The organism is Flavobacterium caeni (genome assembly GCF_900101895.1).
GTDB classification, from domain to species: domain Bacteria; phylum Bacteroidota; class Bacteroidia; order Flavobacteriales; family Flavobacteriaceae; genus Flavobacterium; species Flavobacterium caeni.
Genome location: NZ_FMVF01000006.1, coordinates 42,702 through 66,081, shown reverse-complemented (window position 1 = coordinate 66,081; position 23,380 = coordinate 42,702). Strand labels below are relative to the sequence as shown.

Sequence of the window (23,380 nt, the reverse complement as noted above, 5' to 3'; positions counted from 1 at the left end):
ATTAACAGGGGTCGTGTACCCCAAAATTTAATCAATAGATTATGTCTGTAAAAATTAGATTACAAAGACACGGTAAAAAAGGAAAGCCTTTTTACTGGGTAGTAGCTGCCGACGCGCGCTCAAAAAGAGATGGTAAATACCTTGAAAAAATTGGTACTTACAATCCGAACACCAACCCTGCTACGATCGACTTGAACCTCGATTCAGCCGTTCAATGGTTGCACAACGGTGCACAGCCAACCGACACGGCCAGAGCAATCTTGTCTTACAAAGGCGCGTTGTTGAAGCACCACCTCGATGGCGGCGTTCGCAAAGGAGCCTTAACGCAAGAGCAAGCCGACGAGAAATTGGCCAAATGGCTCGACGAAAAAGCAGGAAAAGTAACCGCCAAGACCGATGGTTTGTCTAAAGCGAAAGCCGATGCCAAAGCCAAAGCGTTGAAAGCCGAGCAAGAAGTAAACGCCAAGCGTGTTGCTGCTGCCGCACAAGCCGAAGCCGATGCAATTGCTGCCGAAGCCGCTACAGAAGAAGTAGCCGCAGAAGTAGAAGCTGCAGACGAGGCTGTTGCCGAAGTAGAAACTGCTGCCGAAGGCACGAGCGAAAGCGAACTGGCGGAGCAAACTACCGAAGAAGTAGTTGCCGAAGCACCAGCTGCTGAAGAAGCGCCTGCTGCCGAAGAAAATAACGAAGAAAAAGAAGCTTAATTGCCCCGCGATAATGCGCAAAGAAGATTGTTTCTACTTAGGCAAAGTCGCAAAAAAATTCAGCTTTAAAGGCGAAGTCCTGTTGTATCTCGACACCGACGAGCCCGAGTTATACCAAAACATGGAATCAGTGTTTGTTGAATTGCACAACAACCTGATTCCATTTTTTTTCGAGTATGCCCATCCGCACAAAAACGACTTTTTGCGCGTCAAGTTTGAGGATGTCGATACAGAAGACGACGCCGATGAACTCATAGGCAGCGCGCTTTACCTGCCGCTCAAGATGCTGCCCAAACTCGAGGGCAATAAATTTTACTTTCACGAAGTTGTCGGGTTTGCGATTGAGGACAAAAAGCACGGCGTCATCGGGCAGATCGAATCGGTCAACGACTCCACGGCGCAACCTTTGTTTGAAGTGCGCAACGGAAACAAGGAACTTTTGATCCCGATGATCGATCACTTTATCGTCGCAGTCGACCGCAAGAACAAGGTCATTCGGATGGATTTGCCGGAGGGATTGGTGGAGATGTATCTTTGAAAAATTCCAAATTCCAAATTCCAAATTCCAAATTCCAATCGGAAAAATTGTAATTTTGGCTATCACCTATAAGCCATAATGATGTCTACGCCTTACAATTTAGAAGAACGGACTTTTCTTTTTGCGAAGAACTGTCGCCAATACATCCGAACATTACCCAAAACAGTTTCCAATATTGAGGACGCTAAACAATTGACGCGATCATCGGGATCGATTGGTGCCAACTACATCGAAGCCAACGAAAACCTAGGAATCAAAGATTTCAAGATGCATTTGAGGATTGCCCGAAAAGAAGCCAAGGAAACCAGATTTTGGCTCAGATTGCTTCACGACCTAAACGGCCAATCGCAAACTTCAAATGAACTAATTTTGGAATGCGAACAACTACAAAAAATCCTTTCCTCCATAATTAATAAATAACGAGAATTCCACCCGGTCCGTTTTGGAATTTGGAATTTGGAATTTGGAATTTTCTACAATATGTTTCAATTCAAACAATTTGCGATAACCCAGGAACTATCTGCCATGAAAGTCGGTACCGACGGCGTACTGCTTGGCGCGTGGGCTCCCATCGACCACAATCCTTTTTCTGTTCTGGATATTGGCGCGGGAACGGGTTTGATTGCATTGATGTTGGCCCAAAGAACCGATGCCGAAGTGATTGAAGCGCTCGAAATAGACGCCGATGCACATGCCGAATGTGTCGAAAACTTTGAAAATTCGCCTTGGAACGACCGCTTGTTTTGCTTTCATTCGTCGCTGGACGATTTTATGGACGAATTGGAGGACGAAGAATACGATTTGATTGTCTCGAATCCGCCGTACCATGTAGAGGACTATTTTTCGGGCGATGACAAACGCGATACGGCGCGGTTTACGGCGTCATTGCCGTTTGGGGATTTGTGTGAGGCGGCGGCAGTGTTACTTTCGGAAGACGGGATTTTTTGTGTCGTTATTCCTTTTTCTGCCGAGGAGCATTTCATCGCTTTGGCCGCTGAAAACGATTTGTTTCCGATGAAAATCACGCGCGTCAAAGGTACGCCGACGACAGAAATCAAAAGAAGTTTGCTCGCTTTTTCAAGAAACCAAACCGACGATTTCCCCGTTGACGAATTGGTCATCGAAACCGCGCGCCACCAATATACGGACGCGTATGTTCAACTCACGAAAGACTTTTATTTGAAGATGTGATATCAGTCATAAAAAAGGAAAGTCATAAAGTCATAAAAGCAGCACAGCGAAACGCCCGCCTTTAAGACTTTACGACTTTATGACTTTACGACCGTCCGATTAAATTATTCAAACGTTTTCGTTGGGTAATCTAACCTGTTTACTTACTTTTGCGACACGTTTTTAAGAAGTTAATACAACAAGATATGAAACCAGATTTATTCCAGGCTCCCGACTATTTCCTGCTCGACGAGTTGCTGACAGACGAACATAAATTGGTGCGCGACGCGGCGCGTGCATGGGTCAAACGCGAAGTGTCGCCCATCATCGAAGACTATGCGCAAAAGGCCGAATTCCCGAAACAGATCATCAAAGGACTAGGCGAAATTGGCGGATTCGGGCCGTACATTCCGGTGGAATACGGCGGTGCGGGCCTGGACCAGATTTCTTATGGATTGATCATGCAGGAAATTGAACGAGGTGATTCGGGCGTGCGTTCGACGTCGTCGGTACAATCGTCGCTCGTGATGTACCCGATCTGGAAATACGGCAACGAAGAACAGCGCATGAAATATTTGCCGAAACTCGCTACGGGCGAATGGATCGGCTGTTTTGGGCTCACGGAACCGGATCACGGATCGAATCCGGGCGGCATGACGACCAACTTTAAGGACAAAGGCGACCACTACTTGCTCAACGGGGCAAAAATGTGGATTTCGAACGCGCCGTTTGCCGACATTGCCGTCGTATGGGCGAAAAACGAAGAAGGCCGCATCCACGGGCTCATCGTCGAGCGCGGCATGGAAGGCTTCACGACGCCGGAAACACACAACAAATGGTCGTTGCGTGCCTCGGCTACGGGCGAATTGATTTTCGACAATGTAAAGGTTCCAAAAGAGAACTTGTTGCCGAACAAATCAGGATTGGGTGCGCCGCTGGGCTGCCTCGATTCTGCGCGTTACGGCATCGCCTGGGGCGCGATCGGCGCGGCCATGGATTGCTACGACACGGCGTTGCGTTATGCGAAAGAGCGCGTACAATTCGACAAACCGATCGCGGCCACACAATTGCAACAAAAGAAATTGGCCGAAATGATTACCGAAATCACCAAGGCGCAACTCTTGACTTGGAGACTCGGCGTTCTCAGAAACGAAGGCAAGGCAACGTCTGCACAAATCTCGATGGCCAAAAGAAACAACGTGAACATGGCAATTGAAATCGCGCGCGAGGCACGTCAAATTTTGGGCGGCATGGGCATCACGGGCGAGTATTCGATCATGCGCCACATGATGAACCTCGAATCGGTGATCACTTACGAAGGCACGCACGACATCCACTTGCTCATTACGGGCATGGACATCACGGGCCACGCCGCGTTCAAATAGTACACAATAGAACGGGTTACCGTTAAAGTTTAAAAAAGAAGCTTCCTTTTGGGGAAGCTTTTTTATTTTTACAACCAAGGCCTTCAGGCCGAACTGTACGAAGTAAAAAATGCCAAACATGAACACCGCCTCGATCCAGGAAACCATCCTACCCCATAAAAAACAACTCCTCGAACATACGCTTTACGGCAAGATCAAAACCCCCGAAGACCTGCATATCTTTCTCGAAAACCACGTGTTTGCGGTATGGGATTTTATGTCGCTTTTAAAGGCGTTGCAGCAAAAACTCACGTGTACGACCACGCCTTGGTTTGCCACACCCGATCGCGACACGCGCTACCTGATCAACGAAATCGTGTTGGCCGAAGAAAGCGATCTGGCCATCGACGGCTCGCGCCAAAGCCATTTTGAGATGTACCTCGAGGCGATGAAGGACGCGGGCGCGAACACCGCCGAGATCGAAACGTTTCTCGAATCGGTGTTTTCGCTCAAGAACATTGTGGTGGCCATCAAGCAAAGCGATTTGCATCCGAAAGTCAAGGAATTTCTCGATTTTACATTTCGCGTCATCGACGAGGGCGGGCCGCACCGCATTGCCGCCGCGTTTACGTTTGGCCGCGAAGATTTGATTCCGGCGATGTTTACCGAAATCCTGCACAATTTTCAAGACAATTTTCCCGAAACCGATTTGTCGAAACTGATTTACTATTTCGAGCGTCACATTGAACTCGACGCCGACGAGCACGGCCCGATGGCGATGCAAATGATCGACGCCTTGTGCGGATCTGACGAGAAAAAATGGCGCGAGGCCGAAGCCGTTTCGGTCGAAGCACTCGAAAAACGCATCGGGTTGTGGGACGCCATCGCGGAGCAAATCCTGCTCAAGGCCGAAATGGTATAACCCATCAATAGAAAAGGGCCCGCAAAAGCAGACCCTTTTCACCCAAAAATAATCAATAAAGAAATTATTGAAATATTATCGTTCAATCCTTTTGGTTTATCGAGACGGTAAAGCTATCCATTGGGTGGCCGACGCGAAAATAAAATAGGTGAAACGCGTTATTTTGTAGGTGAATTTTTGCCGATTGAACCGCCGACACATGGCGCTTTCACCGCAAAATTTTATGTATTGGCCGCAATTTTTTCTCTGGTTGGCGTCTTATGATTAGTTTTGACGCGGCTAAAGATTACCATGTCGAACTTTTTACGCAATTACACGCTTCACATTCTTTGGGTCTTGGTGTTCCTGAGCATCCCCATCGTGACCTCGCCCGACCTGGGCGACGACATGCTTGCCGTGGGCGGATTCAAACGCAATTTCTTGAGCTACGTGTTGCTCGTGGTGTTTTTCTATCTCAATTACTATGTGTTCATTCCGCGGTACTATTTCGCGAAGCGGTACTTCTTATTCGGGGCCATCGTATTTTTTAGTTATGCGATGATCGTGGCCATCCCAGAATTTGTGTTCGAGATGAAATTCAACGCGCCGCCGATAGGCAGTCCAAATGGGCCGCCGCCAGGATTTGAGGGAAAATTCCGAATGGGCCCGCGACCAAATGGCATGTTTTTCATATTGTACGGCGGATCTGTTTTTCAATTCCTGCTTGTGTTGATCTTGTCGATCATGCTGCGTACGCGTCATCAATTGCGCCTGCTGAGCAGCGAAAAACTCAAGGCCGAAGTGTCGTACCTGAAGGCGCAAATCAACCCACACTTTTTGTTCAACACGCTCAACAGTTTGTACGCGCTGACCATCGCAAAATCTGACGACGCGCCCGATGCCGTGATCAAACTCTCGAACATGATGCGCTATGTGGTGACCGAAAGTTCGAACGATTTGGTTCCGCTTGAAAAAGAAATCAATTACATAAAGGATTACATCGATTTGCAAAAGTTGCGCATCGCCGACGCATCGAACCTCGAGTTCACCATCATCGGCAACACCCAAGGCAAGCGCATCGCCCCGTTGGTGGTCATCCCTTTCATCGAAAACGCTTTTAAGTATGGCGTCAATGCCGAAGAAGATTGGCACATCAGCATTGCTATTGAAATTACCGAAAATGATTTTATCTTAGGGGTTAGCAACAACAAGGTGAATGTGCAATTTTCCGATGACGAGGCATCCGAACAAGGCATCGACAATACCAAAAAAAGACTCGAGATCATTTACCCGGGCAAGCACGAGCTCGTGATCAAGGACGAGCCACATCATTTTAACGTTCACCTCAAAATCAATTGGTCATGATTCGCGCCATTGCCTTAGACGACGAACCGCTTGCGCTTAAAGTCATTGAGAACTTTTGCGCGCGCGTGGGCTACATCCAACTGGAGAAAACGTTCACCAAGACCGATGAAGCGCACAAGTATTTGCGCAAACAACCCGTCGATTTGATTTTCCTCGACATCCAGATGCCCAAGCAAAACGGGATGGAATTCTACGCCGCCATCGAACAAAATGTCGCGGTGATTTTTACGACGGCCTTCAGCGAATATGCGGTCGAAGGTTTTAACGTGAGCGCCACCGATTACCTGCTCAAGCCGTTTTCGTACGACCGTTTTGTACAGGCGACCGAAAAAGCGAAAAAAACACTCGAGACCAAAAACCAAACGCAGGGCAACGATTTGTACTTGTTCATCCGCGCCGACTATAGTCTCAACAAAATCCTGATTGCCGACATCGCCTTTATCGAAGGTCTCGACGACTATCTCAAGATCCACATCACAGGGCAAAAGACGATTGTGGCGCGCATGACCATGAAAGCAATCCTTGAAAAGCTGCCCGCGTCGGAGTTTGTGCGGGTGCACCGCTCGTTCATCGTTCCTATTTCTAAGATCGAAAAGGTACGCAGCAAGATCGTGTACATCGCCGATGAGGAAATCCCGATCAGTGCGAGTTATGAGGCCGCTTTTTTGGCGATGATCGGGAAGTAGGCGATACGCCAATCAGTCTATTTTCGAATCCGAGAAAACTTTAACAAAATGTACAGATTCTCTGTATCCAAGTGAGAAGATTTCTTTTTAGGGGTAAACCCTATTCCCCCTGCCCTATCGATTGAAAAATACGAAATTTTTCGATACCGTCGCTATAGAAAAACTGTACAATCGAATCTAAACCCGCAACGTACCTCGCCCTGTTCTTTTTTTAAGATTTACTTTAGAAAATCACATCTTTCACCGCATAAAAATCGGTGTTAACCTCTTTAATTTTCTACGAAAAACAACCCTCCCTACTTTTACCTCAAACTTAAAACAAAAGCCATGGAACGGAAAGATTTTTTAAAAGGCTTAGGCTTGATCGGGCTCGGCACCGCTGCGTTACCGATCATCGGATCGTGCAGTAGCGACGACGATTCAACGACCACAACTGGAGGAGCCGGCGATATGGGTGGCGAAACATGCGACAGCGCCACCACGCCGTCGGAAACCGAAGGACCTTACCCAACGCACACGCCCAACTCCCTCGTTGTTTCGGACATCCGTAGCGACCGGCAAGGCATCGACCTCGAAGTGAACATAGATGTCGTGGGCACCTCGGGCGCGGCTGTTGCGGGCGCGCTCGTCGACTTGTGGCATTGCGATAAAGACGGCAATTATTCCGAATATGGGAGCTTTACCTCTGTACACTTTTTGCGCGGACGGCAAGCCACCAACAACGACGGGCGCGTGACGTTCCTGACCAAATTCCCGGGTTGGTACCAAGGCCGTGCGACGCATCTTCACGTACACATTTACACCAGCACGGGCCAATCGCTTCTGGTGACGCAAATTGCCTATCCCGAAGGATCGGACAGTGCTGTGGTATTGGTCAATGCATCGACCGAAAACGGCTACACCAAAGGCATGAACGGCTATACCTACAATGCCAACGACGGTATTTTCAGCAATTCTTATGCGTGCGAAACCTGTACCATCAGCGGCAGCGTGGCGGGTGGGTATACGCAAGAAAGTACGATCATCGTCAACGCGTAATGGAACACCGGGTTCAAATATACAAGGCCGATTTTCGCGGACGCGTCGAATCGGAAGTGTTTCGCCGCTATGCGACTTTCAATTTCGACGAGTACCAGGAGCCCTCACGCGGGCCGCTGGGCGGGTTGCTTGCGCTCAACGACGAGACGTTGGGTGCAGGCAACACGATTTTCAGACACCTCGATGCACACACGTCGGTTCTGGTTCTACCGCTTGTGGGCGGTTTGATTTTCCGCGACAGCTTTGGCCACGAAGACACGATTGGCACCGAGCAAATCGGCATTTTCTCGGGTGGCCAAGGCAACGCCTACCAACTCACGAATCCGTACAAGAACGACCTGGTCAATTACCTACAGATTTGGTTTAAGACCGACAAGACGAAGACTGGCTTTAGCCAGCGTTCCTTTGAACTGGATGTCCGCAATAACTTGGTCCCGATTTTTGGTGACAAACCGATGCTCCAGCCCAATTCGCTGGGTTTTATCGGATTGTACGACGGCCGACAAGAAGGCACCTACACGCTAAAAAATCGCAAAAACGGACTGTTTGTGTTTGTCATCAACGGGGCATTTGAGTTCGACAACCGGCTCATCGAAACACGCGACGGATTGTCGATTGTGGGCGCGCAAACGGTCGAATTCGAAGCGCTGTCGGCCAACGCCATGCTGCTGTTGATCGAGGTGCCGCTTTGCGCGTGACGGGTTTACCGCACAAAGATTGGGGTTCACCTCATTTATTTTTTCAAAAACCACCAATCGGCTAGTTTTGATCCGATTGATAAATGGACGATCATGGAAAGAAAAGTATTCCTACGAAACGGCCTCGGTATTTTAGGGATGGCTGTGGCGGCCCCTTCGTTGTTGCGGGCCAAACAAACAGACGACACCTTGGTTTGCACCGTCACCAATTCAGAAACCGCGGGGCCGTTCCCCACCCATACGCCGTCGTCGCTGGTGATGACCGACATCCGTGGCGACCGTACCGGCGTGACGATGAACGTGACGATCACAATTGTCAACACCAATGCCAACTGCGCACCACTGGCGGACGCCATCGTAGACATCTGGCATTGCGACAAAGACGGCAATTATTCGGAATACGGCGGTACAGGAATGCAACAGGCCAACTATACCAATTACCATTTCCTTCGCGGGCGCCAAACCACCGATGCCAACGGACAAGTCAGCTTTGTGTCTATTTTTCCGGGATGGTATACGGGCCGCGCGACACACATCCACGTGCACGTTTACAACCCGTCGGGCAATTCGTTACTGGTGACCCAAATCGCTTATCCCGAGGGTGCGAACAGCGCCGTGCAACTGGTCAACACGACGGCGGCAGGCTACACCAAGGGCATGAACGGCTATACCTACAACGCCAATGACAATGTGTTTTCGGACGGGGTGACGAGCGAAATGTCGGTCATTCCCGGAAGTGTGGCAGCAGGATACGATTTGACGCATACGATCAACGTCAACGGGCCCACACTGGGTGTCGAAGATAGGACCGCGTCGCAGTACATGGTCGGACAAAATTATCCGAATCCGTTTACCCACGAAACCGCGATTCCCGTCAAACTTATGCTTGAATCGACCGTGACCATTCGGCTATTCGACCTCAACGGACGTGCCGTCGGGCACCCGATTGCCAACCATTTGCCCGCGGGCAGCTTCGACATCGTCCTTAGCAAAGCCGACCTCGCACTGAGCAGCGGCTACTACCTGTACAAAGTAAGCATCGAAAATGCCGATGGCGTCTTCGAACACAATAAAAAAATGATTGTTGCTTAGATTGATTTTGAGATTGCGGCCGTGAGAAAGCCGCGCGTTTTTAATTATTTTAGTTGGTTGTGAAAAAGAGGGAACGCGTTTCTCTCTTTTTTTAAATTTTCGCGTATGCAGTACAAAAAAATAAGGTTGGCTTACCGCGCCGTCATCGACCAACAATCGACGTGGGTTTGGGACCGGTATGTGTTCGAGGACACTTACAAGGAATACCTGATGCAGCACCAACTGTTCAACGACAAAGACAACCCCAAAAATACGTTTCGCGAACTGCTGGCCGAAAACGAAAAGGCCGAACAGCTGCACTACCTGGTGGGAATCGCCGCCAACGGCTACATCGAGCAACTCAAGGGGAAACTACACCGCGTGCCCGATGTGCTCGGGAACCAATTCTTGCCGTTTTCAAGCTATCGGCTCGACATTGTGAATACCGACATCGTCGATGCGACCAAACACAAGATCGGGATTACCTTTTATTCGCCGCCGTTGCTGCTGGTGGACATCATCAACAATTGCTATTTGGTTTCGGCCGAACCCGATACCACGACCAATCTGGAAACGATGATGTTTCCGATGCAGCCGCATTTGGCGATTTGTGCGGTAGAACATACAATCTGAGTCGCACGACAAATTGACTACGTTAGCGGGCGTGTCTTCCAGATAAAACCGTCGAGCAAGTAGTGGGTGAATTGGGGTACCGTAAGCAAAGGAACGATGAGAAACTGCCATTGGTATTGCCCAAAATCACCGCCTTGGAATTGTTCCTTCCAGACCAATATCTCCCAAAGATATTCTTCAAGAAATGCAATGCACAACAAAACGGCCACGTAAAAAATCACCCCCCGAAACTCCCTCAGGTGACGCAACATTCCCAGTTCCTGTTTGGGTTTGGCGTCAATTTCTTTGAGGTAGACCAAGGCCATATACGGAATGCCGTGCGAAACGACATTGAGCAACGTGAAAACCAAATCGTTGTTAAAATACACAATCCCAAAATACCAGGAAAGCGCGGTTCCTACAATGATTGCATTTTTTGGGACGTTAAAATAGCGCCCGACAAAACCGATGTAGGCCGTGCGGACACCGTAAAAAACAACAACCCCCAGGTATATCCAACCCAACACAGAAAGCAACAAAGGGCTATCGACACGCCAAAATTCATCGGGGACAAACCAATTGAATGCACGTGGTTTAGACAAAAACCAATACAACATGGGGTATCCCGTGGACGAATAAATCACAAGATTATCGGTCCATACGTTGGTGCGCGTTTTGGGCTCTTTGCGCGCATACAATCGCATGAACCCGTACTGTTGCCGAATGAAATGGAATACCGCCACATAGGCCAAAACCGACCAAAACACTTGGCTCCCGAACCAAAACAACACCATCCCGACAACAAAGCAAACCAACGGCAGTGCAATGAGCAGCTTGCGCCGTCTTCTAAATTCCGACGGCACCAAGTAAGTCTTGAACAAGGTTGCGTAGACATGGGCCACGTCTACAAACACAATCAAAAACAACCATGTGTAAAACGAATAGGCATCCTCTATTTCGCGAAGCCAATCCTGAAATAGAAAAACGATCGCCACGACCAAAAACGAAGGTGATAGGATAAATAACCCATCGGTCCTGGCCTTATGAATCCACGGTTGTGTCATGCAGTATTCGGTTTACGACGTCTATGCCTTGGTGAAAAGCTTCTTCAAAAATAGAAATCCCCGACAAATCGGAATGGGCAAAATACACGCAGTCGTCCAAGGGATGCGCTGCCTTTGTTCGCGCCTCGCCAAACAAGAATCCGGGAACCGGGCTGATCATGCCATGGCCCAGTCGGTACAATTCGATCGACTCGGTTTGTTGCTCAATTTCGGGGTGTGCGCGTTTTAGCTCACCGAACACGAATCGCTTCCAGTAATCCGGTCGCTTAAGGTACAACGCACGCCTGCTGGCGGGAATGTCGCGCGACGAAAAACTGGTGTAGTAGGTGATGACTTTCTTGGGTTGTAGTTGCGCTACCGATTGGTGTTGGTTGTAAATGTAGCCCAATCCTTTTGCGCCGTGGATGACGTTGTCCCAGCACAACGGATAGCTGTAGTTGTCGTGCAAATCCGAGACCGTTAACGTCGCGAGCAACCACGGCGCATAGTGGAACTGACTGGCTATTTCCTTTCTGCCGTCGACCATATACTGGTTGACAAACTGCGGCGTGGCCACAATGACTTTGTCGGCCGAAATTTCGATCGATTCTTTTTTGAGGTCGTCAAAAACGTCGACAACCGCTTTCCCGTCGCGGGTACCAATTCGATAAACCAAATGGTGGGTCAGGGTTTTTCCTTTCGCGTACTTTTTGAGGTGCATCGCCAAACGGGCATTGCCTTCGGGCCAAGTCAGGACATTTTCGTTACCCTCTGGCGCCGAATCGTGCTTTCTCGCGGCAAAATAGTGAATTCCTGCCCAAGCCGAAACAAATGCGATACCCAACCCAAAATCGTCGCGGCAACAATAATCGACGTATTCGAGCAGCGGCTTGGCGGCAAATCCGTTCTGTGTCAGCCATTGTTGCATCGTCATTTGGTCAAAGGAGCGGATCGCGGCGTCCTGCGAAGACTTCCGAAGCGGAATGTCGAACCAGTATTTGCCATCCTCGCCCCTGCCTTTTTTATAGTCCGTCATCGTGGCGAAAAATCGCTGGAATTCTATTTCCTCGTCTTTCGAAATCCCGAATTTAGGGACAAGGCCTTCCTGCCAACTGTTTTTGTAGAACAACCGTTCGTGTGGCGAAAAAGTGCATTGCGTTTCGTCGAACACCGGGAATCCGTCTTGGTAGCCGGTGATGATTTGCGCTTCGGTTAAAAACGCAATCAATTCGGCATCATCGCGATTGGGCAACGGCAGATAGTGGGCCCCGAGCGGATACTTCGAATACAGGTTTTCCCCATGCGACGAATTGCCGCCGGATTTGTCTTCGAGCTCGAGCAACAAAAAATCTGAAATGCCTCGTTTGGACAACTGGCGTGCCGCACTAAGCCCCGTGATACCTCCGCCTACGATAAGATAGGGCACGGTTAGTTTTGCATTCGGCGTCGGAAAATTAGACGACCGCAGCCGGTGTCCCAGCAAGTGGTTGGTGCCCGACCATTTGATGAGCAACGAAATGGTCTTTTCCTTGCATGCCTGCACGAAAGGAGCGAGCAAAAATGCCGCAGCTACACCTTTGAAGAAGGTGCGGCGAGAATTAAAGCTTTCCCCATTCTTCATCAAAATAACGCACTAAAATTTGGTTGTCAAGCCTGTTGACCTCTGTTTCTTTTGCAACCATATCCTTCGAAAAATGGTTCAGTCGCGCAAAATCGTAGTTGTAAAACCGAAGGCCTTTGACCTTTCTGTGTACCTGGTTGAAGTTGGTTGATGCATTGTTCGACGCAATCGAAAATCCCCATTCGCCAAATGACGGCACATAGGCATGGTAGGCGTCTACGTTCGAAAAAACCTCGCGCATCGTCTTGTTGATACACCAAAACGACTTGGGTGCAAAATAAGGCGACGTGGTTTGCACCGCCACTATTGCGTCGGGCTTGAGCAACGCCTTGAGCGTACGGTAGAAATTCACCGAATACAGCTTTCCGAGACTGTAGTTGGACGGATCTGGAAAATCGACAATCACCACATCATACTGCTTTGTCTCTTCGCGCGCCCAGATGTAGGCGTCCCGATTAAGCACGGTTACTTTGGGATTGGTCAGCGCATTTTGGTTAAAACCTTGCAGAATGGTATTGGTTTGAAACAATCGCGTCATGTCTTTGTCGAGATCGACGAGCGTGACGTTCTTGACTGTCGGGTATTTGAGGATTTCACGTACGGCCAATCCGTCGCCCCCGCCCAGCACGAGCACATTTTGAACTGTTTTGGCCATAGACATGGCGGGATGCACCAACGCTTCGTGGTACCGGTATTCGTCGGTAGAACTGAACTGCAGGTTGTTGTTCAAATACAACCTGTAATCACTGTTTTTGTGTGTGAGTACAATGCGTTGGTAGGGCGTTGTATGGGTGTAGATGATGTTTTCTCCATAGAGCTTTCCTTCTGAATATTCCAGGATTGCGGGCGAGAAAACAAACACCGCGAGTAAAATGAAAAAAGAAACTATGGCCTTGGTCTTGAGCAACCATACCCGGCGAAGTTCCTTTTTGAGAAGAAAACACAACAAGATGGCGATGCCGATGTTGATCATTCCAAAGAAAAGCGACGTGCGCATCACCCCCAAATGCGGTACCAAAACCAGTGGAAATAAAATCGACGCGAGCAATGCGCCGATATAATCAAATGTAAAAACGTTCGAAACCAAATCGCGAAAAACCACCCTGTCCTTAAGGATATTCATCAAAAGCGGAATTTCGAGCCCTACGAGACAACCCGTGACAAACACCAAAAAATACAGGATGAATTGAAAATAACTGACGCTTTCGAAAAGTAGGAAAAGCACCACCGAACTTAGTCCGCCCACCAATCCCACCAGGATTTCGATCTCGACAAAGGTATTGAGCATGTTGCGGCACAAGAACTTGGCAAAATACGACCCCACACCCATTGAAAAAAGGTACACACCTATGATCAACGAAAATTGTTTGACCGAATCGCCCAAAAGGTAGCTCGCCAAGGTGCCCGCGACAAGCTCATAGACGAGCCCGCAGGTGGCTATCGTAAAGACGGCCAACAACAACAGGAATTCGAATTTTGCTGTTTTTTTACCCATGAATGGCGGCACTGATGATCATCGAAAGGCCAATGATGAAAGCCCCCAGCACCACCGCCAGCGCAACATTATTCTTCTGGACAATTTCCTTCCAGGTATTTTCGGGCGTAATTTTTTCAATAATCAGATAGCCGATGAGCAGCAACATAATGCCCAAAAAAGCAAACAATACTGAATTGACAAGTGGTTTTAACGAAAGCATGTCCATAATCAATGTTTTTAGTTATTTGTGATAAAATCGATTGACCGAAGTGCGGCTGTGCTGGCCAGGGTTGTAACGTTCTGTCGATTCACAGTCGCACAGGCGGTTGCCCGAAAAAGTAAAAAAGAGGAACGTCACATAAAAGACCAGCCCGGCGAGCACCGCCCAAACGTTTTGCTTGATGAACCGTATTGCATTTTCCATTTTACTCCGAATAAGGTGAATAATCGCTGTCTGCCCAGCGCTTTTTTTCAAAATTGAAATTGAGAAAGTAAAGTACCGCCAACAGAATGCCCATTGCAATGATCTGAAACCAGGCGTTCCATGTAGACGGTTGGTTCCAGACGGCCCGCACGCGCATGTAATTATTTGATTGGTTCTCCGGAGCCCACATGGGCGTGACCAGCAAATGATAACGGCCTTTGGCAACACCGCAAAGCTGTAACGTTTCTCGACGGTCGCCTTCGGACCAACTTTCGCCACCTTCATAACCGTGGTAATACTCGACATCTTTGTCGGCGTAGACCTCTTCGTTGGTTTGCTCGTTGACCAAGGCCACCGAGACGTTAAGCCATGAATTGTCGATATCCGAATCGAGAAAAACGGTGAGCGGGGCCGAACCGCCTTCGAGTGTAAACGGCTTACTCACAAACGATTTGTTGTTCTGTTCGCTGATCGTGAAGGTCTGTTCGAGCACGTCTTGTGACTTTTGTCCGTTGTAAACGGCGATATGGGTGAGGAAAATCAAAATGGCCGCCACGCAAAACACAATGGCCACACCGCGCACATTCACAAAAAACGGTTGAACGATTCCTGTTCCTACGCGGGCATTGGTTCGCTCCATCGCAAAAGCCTTGACTACTTCTTTGCGGTTGATGTGCGTGCCAAAAAAAGTCACTTCGTCGGGACCCATCCGCTCTACCGAAACAATGTACGGCGGGTTCACATACTCAATCATGAACACATTGCCCTTTAACGGCAACGACAAGTCGAAAAAACCCTTGGCGCCAACAATTTCAACCTTGGTATGGTGATACAACCGCAAATCAATGTCGCCGTGTTTCAAGAACCGGGGCCGGTTGGTCAAATTATATTTTTCGGTCACTTCCTCGAGAAAAATCCAATGGCCTTCGCTGTCGGCCAAATATCGAAATTTACCCGATGCATCCTGCAACGTATACTCTGTCCAATAAAAGGTTCCGTAAGCTTTCTTAACGATAATACCCACTACTGTGTAGGCCACGCCTTTCAACACCCCTTTTTGACCTACCGTGAGCCCATTCTCGAACGTTTGCTCGTGTTGGAGTTTTTGTCCCGTAAACGCCAGCAAGCCATTGTTGTTGGGCGCAAATACCGATTGGCAATTCGGGCATACAAAATTCCTGACCTCAAAAGCAACCTCAACCCGGGTTACTGTCTGGCAATTGGAGCAAGGCACTTCCATCATCGGTCGATTTCAAAATCCTTAAGGACGGTAGCGCCAAAAAAATCAATGTAAGCGGCCATCACGGCCTTTACTTTCTTTGAGTTGTCCTGAAGATAGTTGCACAAATAAACGTCGAGCGTCAACTGGCCAAATTCAGGCCAAGTATGCACACAAATATGCGATTCCTTCAAACAAACCGCAATCGTAAAACTCCTGTTGTCAAAATCGTGCACCACGATTCCCACCTGCTCCAAACCAAACTGGTCGAGCAAATTTCGGGTAAAGTCTACAAATGCCTTGCTATCGGTCAACTTACAGGTATCATCTACCTGAAGCGTGACCAATTTGTGCAAGCCCGGAGAATAGGCAATTGAAGTCATGGGGTTGACGGTTCGAACATTGCCGACCAATGTAGGGATAATTGCGCGATAAAAAAAGCACCGCGATACGGTTTCGTCAATTTAATACTCCGGCGCCAATTCAACGGCAAGCCCGTCGATCGATTCGGTAATTTGTACCTGGCAGCCCAGTCGGCTGTTGGGTTTGACGTTAAATGCTTCCGACAGCATCGCTTCTTCGTCGTCGCCTTTTTCGGGCAGTTCGACCTCGTTCAAAACATAGCACTGGCACGACGCACACATGGCCATGCCGCCGCATACGCCAATGGTGCCTTCGGGCGCGAGTTCGTACATGCGCACCACTTCCATGAGGTTCAGGCCCATGTCGGTCGGGGCATCTACGGTGTGTGTGACGCCGTCGCGGTCGGTGATGTGAAGTACGATGTCGCTCATGTTATTCTATCGATTTGACCACTGCCTTTTCGGCTTCTTTGCGCGAACCGTCAAAGCCGTCCACGCCCGAAACGGTGGTGTATTTGAGCACATATTTCTTGCCCGGATTCATGCGCTGGTACACGCTCTGACACATGAGTGTGGCCTCATGGAAACCGCACAGGATGAGTTTGAGTTTGCCCGGATAGGTGTTGATGTCGCCAATGGCGTAGATTCCGGGGATGTTCGTCTGGTAATCGAGCGCGTTGTTGACCTTGATCGCGTTCTTTTCGATTTCGAGCCCCCAGTTGGCGATGGGCCCGAGTTTTGGCGTAAGACCGAACAGCGGAATCAGGTAATCGGTTGCTATTTTTTGGTGCGCGCCGTCCTGGTCGATGTCGATCCATTCGAGTTTTTCGACACCGCCCAACCCGACAACTTCGGCCGGCGTGATGAGTTTGATTTTACCCGCGCGCTTGAGTTCCTGTACTTTCTCGACCGAATCGAGCGCACCGCGGAATTCGTTTCTCCGGTGGATAAGCGTCACTTCGGAGGCCACATTTGCCAGGAAAATGCTCCAGTCCAAAGCCGAGTCGCCGCCGCCCGCGATGACGATGCGCTTGTCCCTGAACTGCTCGGGATTTCTGACGAAGTATTCGACACCTTTGTCTTCATAGAATTCGATATCGTCGATAATGGGTTTGCGCGGCTCAAAACTGCCCAATCCTCCGGCGATGGCCACCGAGTTGCAATGGATTTGCGTGCCCTTGTCGGAAGTGACGATGAATGTGCCGTCTTCCTGCTTGTCGATGGTTTCGGCGCGTTCGCCCAACGTGAATCCGGGTTGGAACTGCTTGATTTGCTCCATGAGGTTATCGACCAGGTCGCCCGCCAAAACCTCGGGAAAACCGGGAATGTCGAAAATGGGTTTCTTGGGATACAGCTCGGCCAACTGCCCGCCGGGTTGCGGCAAGGCGTCGAGCAAGTGGCATTTGAGTTTTAAAAGTCCGGCTTCGAAAACCGTAAAAAGTCCGGTGGGGCCGGCGCCTATGATGAGGATGTCTGTTGTAATCATTGTAAGTCGTAAAGTCGTAAAGTCGTAAAGTCATAAAGTCTTAAAAGCGAACGTCGGTAGAGCAAGCCTTTATGACTTTACGACTTTATGACTTTATGACGGGCTGCGTTAGGGATTGAAGCGGTTATCCTTTTGTCGCGCAGCGCAAAAGATAAAAGCGGAAAGCCCGGGCCGCAGGCAACGCCCAAAAAAATTAAGCAATATTGACGACGGTCTCGATTTGCGGGGCAAATTTCTTGATGGTCGTTTCGACGCCCGCCTTGAGCGTCATTTTGTTGATGCTGCAAGCCGTACAGGCGCCTTCGAGCCGCACGGTGACGTGTTTGTCGTCCTGGATCGAAATGAGCGTGATGTCGCCGCCGTCCGACTTGAGGAACGGGCGGATTTCTTCGAGCGCCTTTTCGATGTTGAGCGTTAATTCTTGTGTATTCATCATTTCAATTTGAAAATTTGGAAATTTGGAAATTTGGAAATGAACTTGCTGTGTAAATTCATCTTCAAATTTTCAAAAGCTCATTATTTCTTTTTAACGGCCGAACAGCCCGCCATGGTGGTGATCTTGATGGCTTCGGTGGGCGGCAGATTTTGGTTGCGGTCGACGACTTCCTGGACGACATTTCGGGTCACTTCTTCGAACACCGATTCGATGACCGACGCGGTTTGCATGGCCGCTGGACGCCCATAATCGCCGGCTTCGCGGATGGACTGCACAATGGGCACTTCGCCCAAAAATGGCACGTTCAAATCCTCGGCGAGGTTTTTGGCGCCTTCTTTCCCAAAGATATAGTATTTGTTGTTCGGCAATTCCTGCGGCGTAAAATAGGCCATGTTTTCGATGATGCCCAACACCGGGACGTTGATCGCGTCCGACAGGAACATCGCCACGCCTTTCTTGGCATCGGCCAGCGCCACGGCTTGCGGTGTACTGACCACGACGGCACCTGTAATGGGCAGCGCCTGCATGATCGACAGGTGGATGTCGCCTGTGCCCGGCGGCAAATCGATGAGCAAAAAGTCGAGCTCGCCCCAATCGGCATCAAAAATCATCTGGTTGAGCGCCTTGGCGGCCATAGGACCACGCCAAATGACGGCCTGGCTGGGCGCGGTAAAGAATCCGATGGAAAGGATCTTGACTTCGTAGCTTTCGATGGGTTTCATTTTGGAACGGCCGTCGACGGTAATCGAAACGGGTTTTTCACTTTCGACATCGAACATGATCGGCATCGAAGGCCCGTAAATATCGGCGTCCAAAACCCCTACCGAAAAGCCCATTCGGGCGAGTGTCACGGCAAGGTTGGCCGTCACGGTCGATTTGCCGACGCCGCCTTTGCCCGAGGCCACGGCCACGATGTTCTTGATTCCAGGAATGGGTTTACCTTTGATTTGGTTCGGGTTTTCTTTCTCGGGCACTTCGACCTTGATGTTGACCTTGACCTTTATTTCTGGCGAAAATGTTTCGTGGATGAGTTTGCGGATGTCGTCTTCTGCGCGTTTCTTGATGTGCATGGCCGGCGTGGCAATCGTCAAATCGACGACCACCTCGTCGCCAAAGGTAAGCACGTTGGTGACTGCGCCGCTTTCGACCATGTTTTTTCCTTCGCCGGCAACCGTGATGGTCTCGAGTGCCGCAAGGATTTGCTTTCTGTCTGGTTTCATAATGTTGTTGCCCTATTTCGACCAAATGGAGTCTGGACATTCCGCAGCAAAGATACGGTGAAAAGTTCACAAACAAATGCCAAAAAATCGAAATTATCGATAGCAGAATTGTCGTTTTGCATAAAAAAAGCAGGCCCTCGCGAACCTGCCTTTTCCCAATTTATGATGGATCAAACTACTCGTATTTAAGGTATTTGAGCACATCGATACGTGTGGCCTGGTAGGCCTTGGCGAGCACGATGGCGATCGTGAGCGCGCACAACACGACAAACCCGATGACAAAAGGCGCGACCGAAATCGAAATGCGGTAGGCAAAATTCTCGAGCCACAGCTGCAGCACGTAAAGCGTCGGCACAAAGGCCACCACAAACCCGATCACACAAAACACCAGGTACTGCCGCGAGAGTTCCTTGAGCAACGACGACGTTTCGGCGCCCAGCGTCTTGCGGATGGCAATTTCCTTCATACGGCGTTCGATCGAATACGAAGCCAGCGCAAACAACCCGAACAACGCGATCAGGATTACGACGATGTTCAACAGCGAAAACAGGTTTTTTTGCTTGACGAACTGCTCGTACGTACGCGCGAATTTCTGGTCTACGAACTGGTACCCGAACGGATACTCGGTATCGACCTTTTGTGTCCAGAATTTTTCGATGGCGGCAAGCGTACCCTCGGTGTTTTGCGGGTCGATCTTGATGAAAATCTTGCTCATGTTTTCCTGCATCCACTTGATGGTTTTGTAGTGAAAAAAGGCCATGGGCGGAATTTGTTCGTGTGGCCCCGTCACGTGAAAATCCTGCACCACGCCAATGATTTTGAGCTTGTTGTTGTTCCAGTCGATTTCGGTGCCTAAGGTATTTTTCGCGCCAATCATGGCCGCCGCGGTTTGGTTGACCATCATCACGTTGACCGTGTCCGAAGCAATTTTGGGATCAAAACTACGCCCGTCGACGAGTTTGATGTTCATCATATCGAGCATGTTGTAATCCATCGGCATGTTCTTGGCCTGGATGTTCTGGCCGCCTTTGTAACTGAACCCCGACGACGATCCCGAGCCGCTGCCGAAATCGAATCCGCCCGCCGACACATCGACCACGCCTTTGATCTTGAGCAATTCCTGCTTGATCATCTTGTAGCGGTCGAAATTGGTTTCGCCTTGCTTGAACCTGAACAACACCGACATTACCTGATTGCCCTTGAACCCGAGATCCTTGTTGCTGATGTAGTTGACCTGGCTGTATACGATGTACGATCCGATGATAAAAAACGACGCGATCGAAAACTGCAAGATCAGCATGCCGTTGCGCAACCAAACGCCGCTTTTGCTGCGCCCGAAATTGCCCTTGAGTACTTTGAGTGATTCGAAATTCGCGACATACATGGCCGGAAAAATCCCCGCGACCACCACCACGGCCACAAAGACACAGGCGATTTGCCAATAGAATTGCGCGCCCACCATGACGAGCTCCTTGTTCAGGAATTCGTTGTAATACGGCAACGACAATTCGACGATGGCCAGCGACAGCAACACCGCAAACAGCGACAGCAGCGTGGTCTCGAACAAAAATTGCCATACGATGTTGCCCTTGCTCGCGCCTATGATTTTGCGCACGCCGACTTCCTTGGCGCGTTTGATTGCGTTGGCCGTGGCCAGGTTCACATAGTTGACGATCGACAGGATCAGGATCAGCACCGAAAGCCCCGCCATGATGAGCAGGAACTGGTAGTTGCCCGAACCCTCCGGATACCCGTCGGCTGTGGCGTGCAACCTTACCGTGCTGAGCGGCTCGAGGCTCGATTTGAGGTTGCCGTACTTCTCGGCGAACGCCTCGGGCGTCATGCCGGCTTCCTTGGCCCACGACAAGGTGCGGTGTTCATAAAAGATGTCGTCGATTTTCTTCTCGACCGCCGCGCGATCGGCCGGATCCTTGAGCTTGACCGACATCCCGAAATTAAAATTTCCCCATTCGGTCATGTTGCCGTCGAGTTTGGCCTTCATGAAATTGATCACCGCATCGGGCATGACAGACGATTTGCCCGGGATGCGGTAGACATCTTTCACCACCAGGTCGCGACCGGCATATTGGATGATTTTTCCCATCGGGTCGACGCTTCCAAAAATACGTTCGGCGGTTTTTTCGGAAAGTGCGACGCTGTTGTTGTCGGGCACGGGGTTCTGGGCGCTTCCCTTGACAAATTCAAACGGAAACATCGAGAAAAAAGGTGCCTGCGCATCGAAAATCCTTTCGACAAGTTCTTTCTTGCCGTTGTATTTGAAGATTTCGTTGAAGTAATTGTTGTTGTAGTACAGGATGCTCTCGACTTCGGGTGCTTTTTCTTTCAAGATCGGCCCCAGTGGCGCTACGTTGTAAGCCCAGCGCATGTCTTTCCCCATGTCTACCACCACCTGAAAAACCTTGTCTTTCTCGGGGTTCCAGGCGTTGTACGAATGTTCTTCGTTCCAGTACAAAATCGCAAACACAATGCCCGCAATACCAATGGCGAGCCCCAGCGTATTGAGCCCCGAGAACAACAGGCTCTGGCGCAACTGGTAAATAAATATCTTAAGCCAATTTCGAATCATGACGACAGGTTTTGGCGGCCGGTTTATCGGTCGGCACGGGATTCAACAGTTCTTTTTTGATCGGTTCGGGTTTGGGCTTGACCTCGGCTTCGACGATTTGCCCGAACACCGTGCTGGCGGCAGCGGCCAACGATACGATGACTTTGACCATGGCCCTAGTTTTTAGCGTCCATGAACACATCGACATTGCGCTGGTTTTTCTTTTCAGAAAACACCACACCGTCCTTCATGTGGATCGTGCGCTGCGAAAACGACGCGTCGTAATCGGAATGGGTCACCATCAGGATGGTCGCGCCCTTGGCGTGCAGATCGGTCAGCAGTTCCATGACTTCGTTGCCGTTTTTGGAATCGAGGTTGCCCGTGGGTTCGTCGGCCAAAATGATCTTCGGGTCGTTGACCAGTGCGCGCGCGACGGCCACCCTTTGCTGCTGGCCGCCCGAAAGTTGTTGTGGGAAATGCTTCAACCGGTGCGTGATACCCAGCTTCTCGGCAATGGTCTCGACTTTTTGCTTGCGCTCGGCAGATTTGACGCCGTTGTAAATGAGCGGCAATTCGATGTTGTCGAATACCGAAAGTTCGTCGATCAGGTTAAAATTCTGGAAGATGAAACCAATGTGTTCCTTGCGCACGGCGGCGCGGTTTTGCTCCTTGAGCCCAATCATTTCGCGACCGAGCAATTGGTAGCTGCCGCCCGAAGCGCTGTCGAGCAATCCGACGATGTTCAGCAGTGTCGATTTGCCGCAACCCGACGGCCCCATGATCGACAAAAAGTCGCCTTGGTTGATTTGCAGGTCGATACCCGCCAGTGCTGCGGTTTCGACTTCTTCGGTACGAAAAATCTTGGAGAGGTTGGAAATGGTGATCATAATTCGTTTTTTGATGGATTAGTTGAGCGCGGTCCACTGGCATTGGTACGAACCCTTGGTCGCCTCGCCGATGAAACGGATTTTGTAATGTTCGTACACGTCAAAGGTAAGCTGCGCGTAAATCGTCTCGTCTTTTTGGAACGTCTTTTCCAGCAGGACTTCGCCCTGGCTGTTCTCGACAATCATACACAACTGGCCTTTGGCGACCTTGATGCGCGATTCGAGCAGCACATCGGTTTGTTTGTCGTAGGCCACAAGCGACACAAAGGTCTCGCCGTCAAAGTTGGCGTAATGGGCCCTGGTCGTCGTTTGCGAATTGGCGTTGCTCCAGCGCGCGCTCGAAGTGCCCTTGACAAAATGCGTCCCCGAGGCGGTGATGTTGCCCTTAAAAGTGGTGTTCCCACCGTTGGCCAGCGCCTGTGTCGCGATCAGTGCGAAAAATACGATTGCTAAAATTTTGATTGCTCTCATGATTGTTGATGATTTTGATTG

Annotated in this window: 27 protein-coding genes; 12 read left to right on the top strand and 15 right to left on the bottom strand. The window is 49.8% G+C overall.

The annotated features are described in order from the left end of the window. Positions 1-41: 41 nt before the first annotated feature. From BLP55_RS07230 to BLP55_RS07175, 12 genes are all read left to right on the top strand, one after another. Entirely contained in the window at positions 42-704 is a 663-nt protein-coding gene (locus tag BLP55_RS07230; protein WP_091141672.1) for a 30S ribosomal protein S16, read from the top strand. 13 nt (positions 705-717) lie between these two features. Next, the gene (gene rimM / locus BLP55_RS07225; RefSeq protein WP_091141671.1) at positions 718-1,242 is read left to right on the top strand and encodes a ribosome maturation factor RimM; all 525 of its coding nucleotides are present in this window, start codon (positions 718-720) and stop codon (positions 1,240-1,242) included. A 78-nt stretch (positions 1,243-1,320) separates the two neighbouring features. Beyond that, a complete protein-coding gene (locus tag BLP55_RS07220; RefSeq protein ID WP_317040290.1) occupies positions 1,321-1,662 on the top strand; it encodes a four helix bundle protein in 342 nt (113 codons plus the stop codon). Positions 1,663-1,722: 60 nt separating this feature from the next. Further along, positions 1,723-2,433, top strand: coding sequence for a tRNA1(Val) (adenine(37)-N6)-methyltransferase (locus tag BLP55_RS07215; RefSeq protein WP_091141800.1), 711 nt, complete (start codon positions 1,723-1,725; stop codon positions 2,431-2,433). A 185-nt stretch (positions 2,434-2,618) separates the two neighbouring features. After that, the gene (locus BLP55_RS07210) at positions 2,619-3,797 is read left to right on the top strand and encodes an acyl-CoA dehydrogenase family protein (protein WP_091141670.1); all 1,179 of its coding nucleotides are present in this window, start codon (positions 2,619-2,621) and stop codon (positions 3,795-3,797) included. 118 nt (positions 3,798-3,915) lie between these two features. After that, positions 3,916-4,698, top strand: a complete 783-nt coding sequence (locus BLP55_RS07205) for a DUF3050 domain-containing protein (protein ID WP_091141669.1) — start codon at positions 3,916-3,918, stop codon at positions 4,696-4,698. A 291-nt stretch (positions 4,699-4,989) separates the two neighbouring features. Continuing rightward, a complete protein-coding gene (locus BLP55_RS07200) occupies positions 4,990-6,042 on the top strand; it encodes a sensor histidine kinase (protein ID WP_091141668.1) in 1,053 nt (350 codons plus the stop codon). Further along, positions 6,039-6,728 (top strand): LytR/AlgR family response regulator transcription factor, encoded by a 690-nt coding sequence (locus BLP55_RS07195; RefSeq protein WP_091141667.1) that lies wholly within the window; start codon positions 6,039-6,041, stop codon positions 6,726-6,728. Before BLP55_RS07200 ends, BLP55_RS07195 begins: the two co-directional genes overlap by 4 nt. 327 nt (positions 6,729-7,055) lie before the next feature. Continuing rightward, entirely contained in the window at positions 7,056-7,766 is a 711-nt protein-coding gene (locus tag BLP55_RS07190) for a dioxygenase family protein (protein WP_091141666.1), read from the top strand. Continuing rightward, on the top strand, positions 7,766-8,464 hold the full coding sequence (locus tag BLP55_RS07185) for a pirin family protein (RefSeq protein ID WP_091141665.1): 699 nt from the start codon (positions 7,766-7,768) through the stop codon (positions 8,462-8,464). The genes BLP55_RS07190 and BLP55_RS07185 overlap by 1 nt, the downstream gene beginning before the upstream one ends. Before the next feature lie 93 nt (positions 8,465-8,557). After that, complete coding sequence (locus BLP55_RS07180; RefSeq protein WP_091141664.1) at positions 8,558-9,556, top strand: dioxygenase family protein; 999 nt, start codon at positions 8,558-8,560, stop codon at positions 9,554-9,556. Between the two features lie 105 nt (positions 9,557-9,661). Beyond that, positions 9,662-10,168 (top strand): hypothetical protein, encoded by a 507-nt coding sequence (locus tag BLP55_RS07175; protein ID WP_091141663.1) that lies wholly within the window; start codon positions 9,662-9,664, stop codon positions 10,166-10,168. A 17-nt stretch (positions 10,169-10,185) separates the two neighbouring features. Here the strand turns inward: BLP55_RS07175 and BLP55_RS07170 are convergent, their stop codons facing one another. The 15 genes from BLP55_RS07170 to BLP55_RS07105 form a co-directional block, all read right to left on the bottom strand. After that, positions 10,186-11,211 (bottom strand): hypothetical protein, encoded by a 1,026-nt coding sequence (locus tag BLP55_RS07170; RefSeq protein ID WP_091141662.1) that lies wholly within the window; start codon positions 11,209-11,211, stop codon positions 10,186-10,188. Further along, positions 11,189-12,811 (bottom strand): FAD-dependent oxidoreductase, encoded by a 1,623-nt coding sequence (locus BLP55_RS07165; protein ID WP_091141661.1) that lies wholly within the window; start codon positions 12,809-12,811, stop codon positions 11,189-11,191. Before BLP55_RS07165 ends, BLP55_RS07170 begins: the two co-directional genes overlap by 23 nt. Continuing rightward, complete coding sequence (locus BLP55_RS07160) at positions 12,789-14,306, bottom strand: polyamine aminopropyltransferase (protein WP_091141660.1); 1,518 nt, start codon at positions 14,304-14,306, stop codon at positions 12,789-12,791. The genes BLP55_RS07165 and BLP55_RS07160 overlap by 23 nt, the downstream gene beginning before the upstream one ends. Next, the gene (locus tag BLP55_RS07155) at positions 14,299-14,514 is read right to left on the bottom strand and encodes a DUF350 domain-containing protein (protein ID WP_091141659.1); all 216 of its coding nucleotides are present in this window, start codon (positions 14,512-14,514) and stop codon (positions 14,299-14,301) included. The genes BLP55_RS07160 and BLP55_RS07155 overlap by 8 nt, the downstream gene beginning before the upstream one ends. A gap of 15 nt (positions 14,515-14,529) precedes the next feature. Beyond that, a complete protein-coding gene (locus BLP55_RS07150) occupies positions 14,530-14,712 on the bottom strand; it encodes a hypothetical protein (RefSeq protein ID WP_091141658.1) in 183 nt (60 codons plus the stop codon). Position 14,713: 1 nt separating this feature from the next. Next, positions 14,714-15,952 (bottom strand): DUF4178 domain-containing protein, encoded by a 1,239-nt coding sequence (locus BLP55_RS07145; RefSeq protein WP_170826814.1) that lies wholly within the window; start codon positions 15,950-15,952, stop codon positions 14,714-14,716. After that, entirely contained in the window at positions 15,952-16,314 is a 363-nt protein-coding gene (locus BLP55_RS07140) for an S-adenosylmethionine decarboxylase family protein (RefSeq protein ID WP_091141799.1), read from the bottom strand. Before BLP55_RS07140 ends, BLP55_RS07145 begins: the two co-directional genes overlap by 1 nt. 81 nt (positions 16,315-16,395) lie before the next feature. Beyond that, the gene (locus BLP55_RS07135; RefSeq protein ID WP_091141656.1) at positions 16,396-16,725 is read right to left on the bottom strand and encodes a 2Fe-2S iron-sulfur cluster-binding family protein; all 330 of its coding nucleotides are present in this window, start codon (positions 16,723-16,725) and stop codon (positions 16,396-16,398) included. Position 16,726: 1 nt separating this feature from the next. Beyond that, entirely contained in the window at positions 16,727-17,779 is a 1,053-nt protein-coding gene (locus BLP55_RS07130) for an NAD(P)/FAD-dependent oxidoreductase (RefSeq protein ID WP_091141655.1), read from the bottom strand. Positions 17,780-17,972: 193 nt separating this feature from the next. Then, positions 17,973-18,212, bottom strand: a complete 240-nt coding sequence (locus BLP55_RS07125) for a NifU family protein (RefSeq protein WP_091141654.1) — start codon at positions 18,210-18,212, stop codon at positions 17,973-17,975. Between the two features lie 83 nt (positions 18,213-18,295). Then, complete coding sequence (locus tag BLP55_RS07120) at positions 18,296-19,435, bottom strand: Mrp/NBP35 family ATP-binding protein (RefSeq protein WP_170826813.1); 1,140 nt, start codon at positions 19,433-19,435, stop codon at positions 18,296-18,298. A gap of 175 nt (positions 19,436-19,610) precedes the next feature. Further along, a complete protein-coding gene (locus BLP55_RS07115; RefSeq protein ID WP_091141652.1) occupies positions 19,611-22,022 on the bottom strand; it encodes an ABC transporter permease in 2,412 nt (803 codons plus the stop codon). Beyond that, complete coding sequence (locus BLP55_RS16975) at positions 22,003-22,173, bottom strand: hypothetical protein (protein ID WP_170826812.1); 171 nt, start codon at positions 22,171-22,173, stop codon at positions 22,003-22,005. The genes BLP55_RS07115 and BLP55_RS16975 overlap by 20 nt, the downstream gene beginning before the upstream one ends. A gap of 4 nt (positions 22,174-22,177) precedes the next feature. Further along, entirely contained in the window at positions 22,178-22,888 is a 711-nt protein-coding gene (locus tag BLP55_RS07110) for an ABC transporter ATP-binding protein (RefSeq protein WP_091141651.1), read from the bottom strand. 18 nt (positions 22,889-22,906) lie between these two features. Continuing rightward, a complete protein-coding gene (locus BLP55_RS07105) occupies positions 22,907-23,359 on the bottom strand; it encodes a hypothetical protein (protein ID WP_091141650.1) in 453 nt (150 codons plus the stop codon). Between the last annotated feature and the right edge of the window lie 21 nt (positions 23,360-23,380).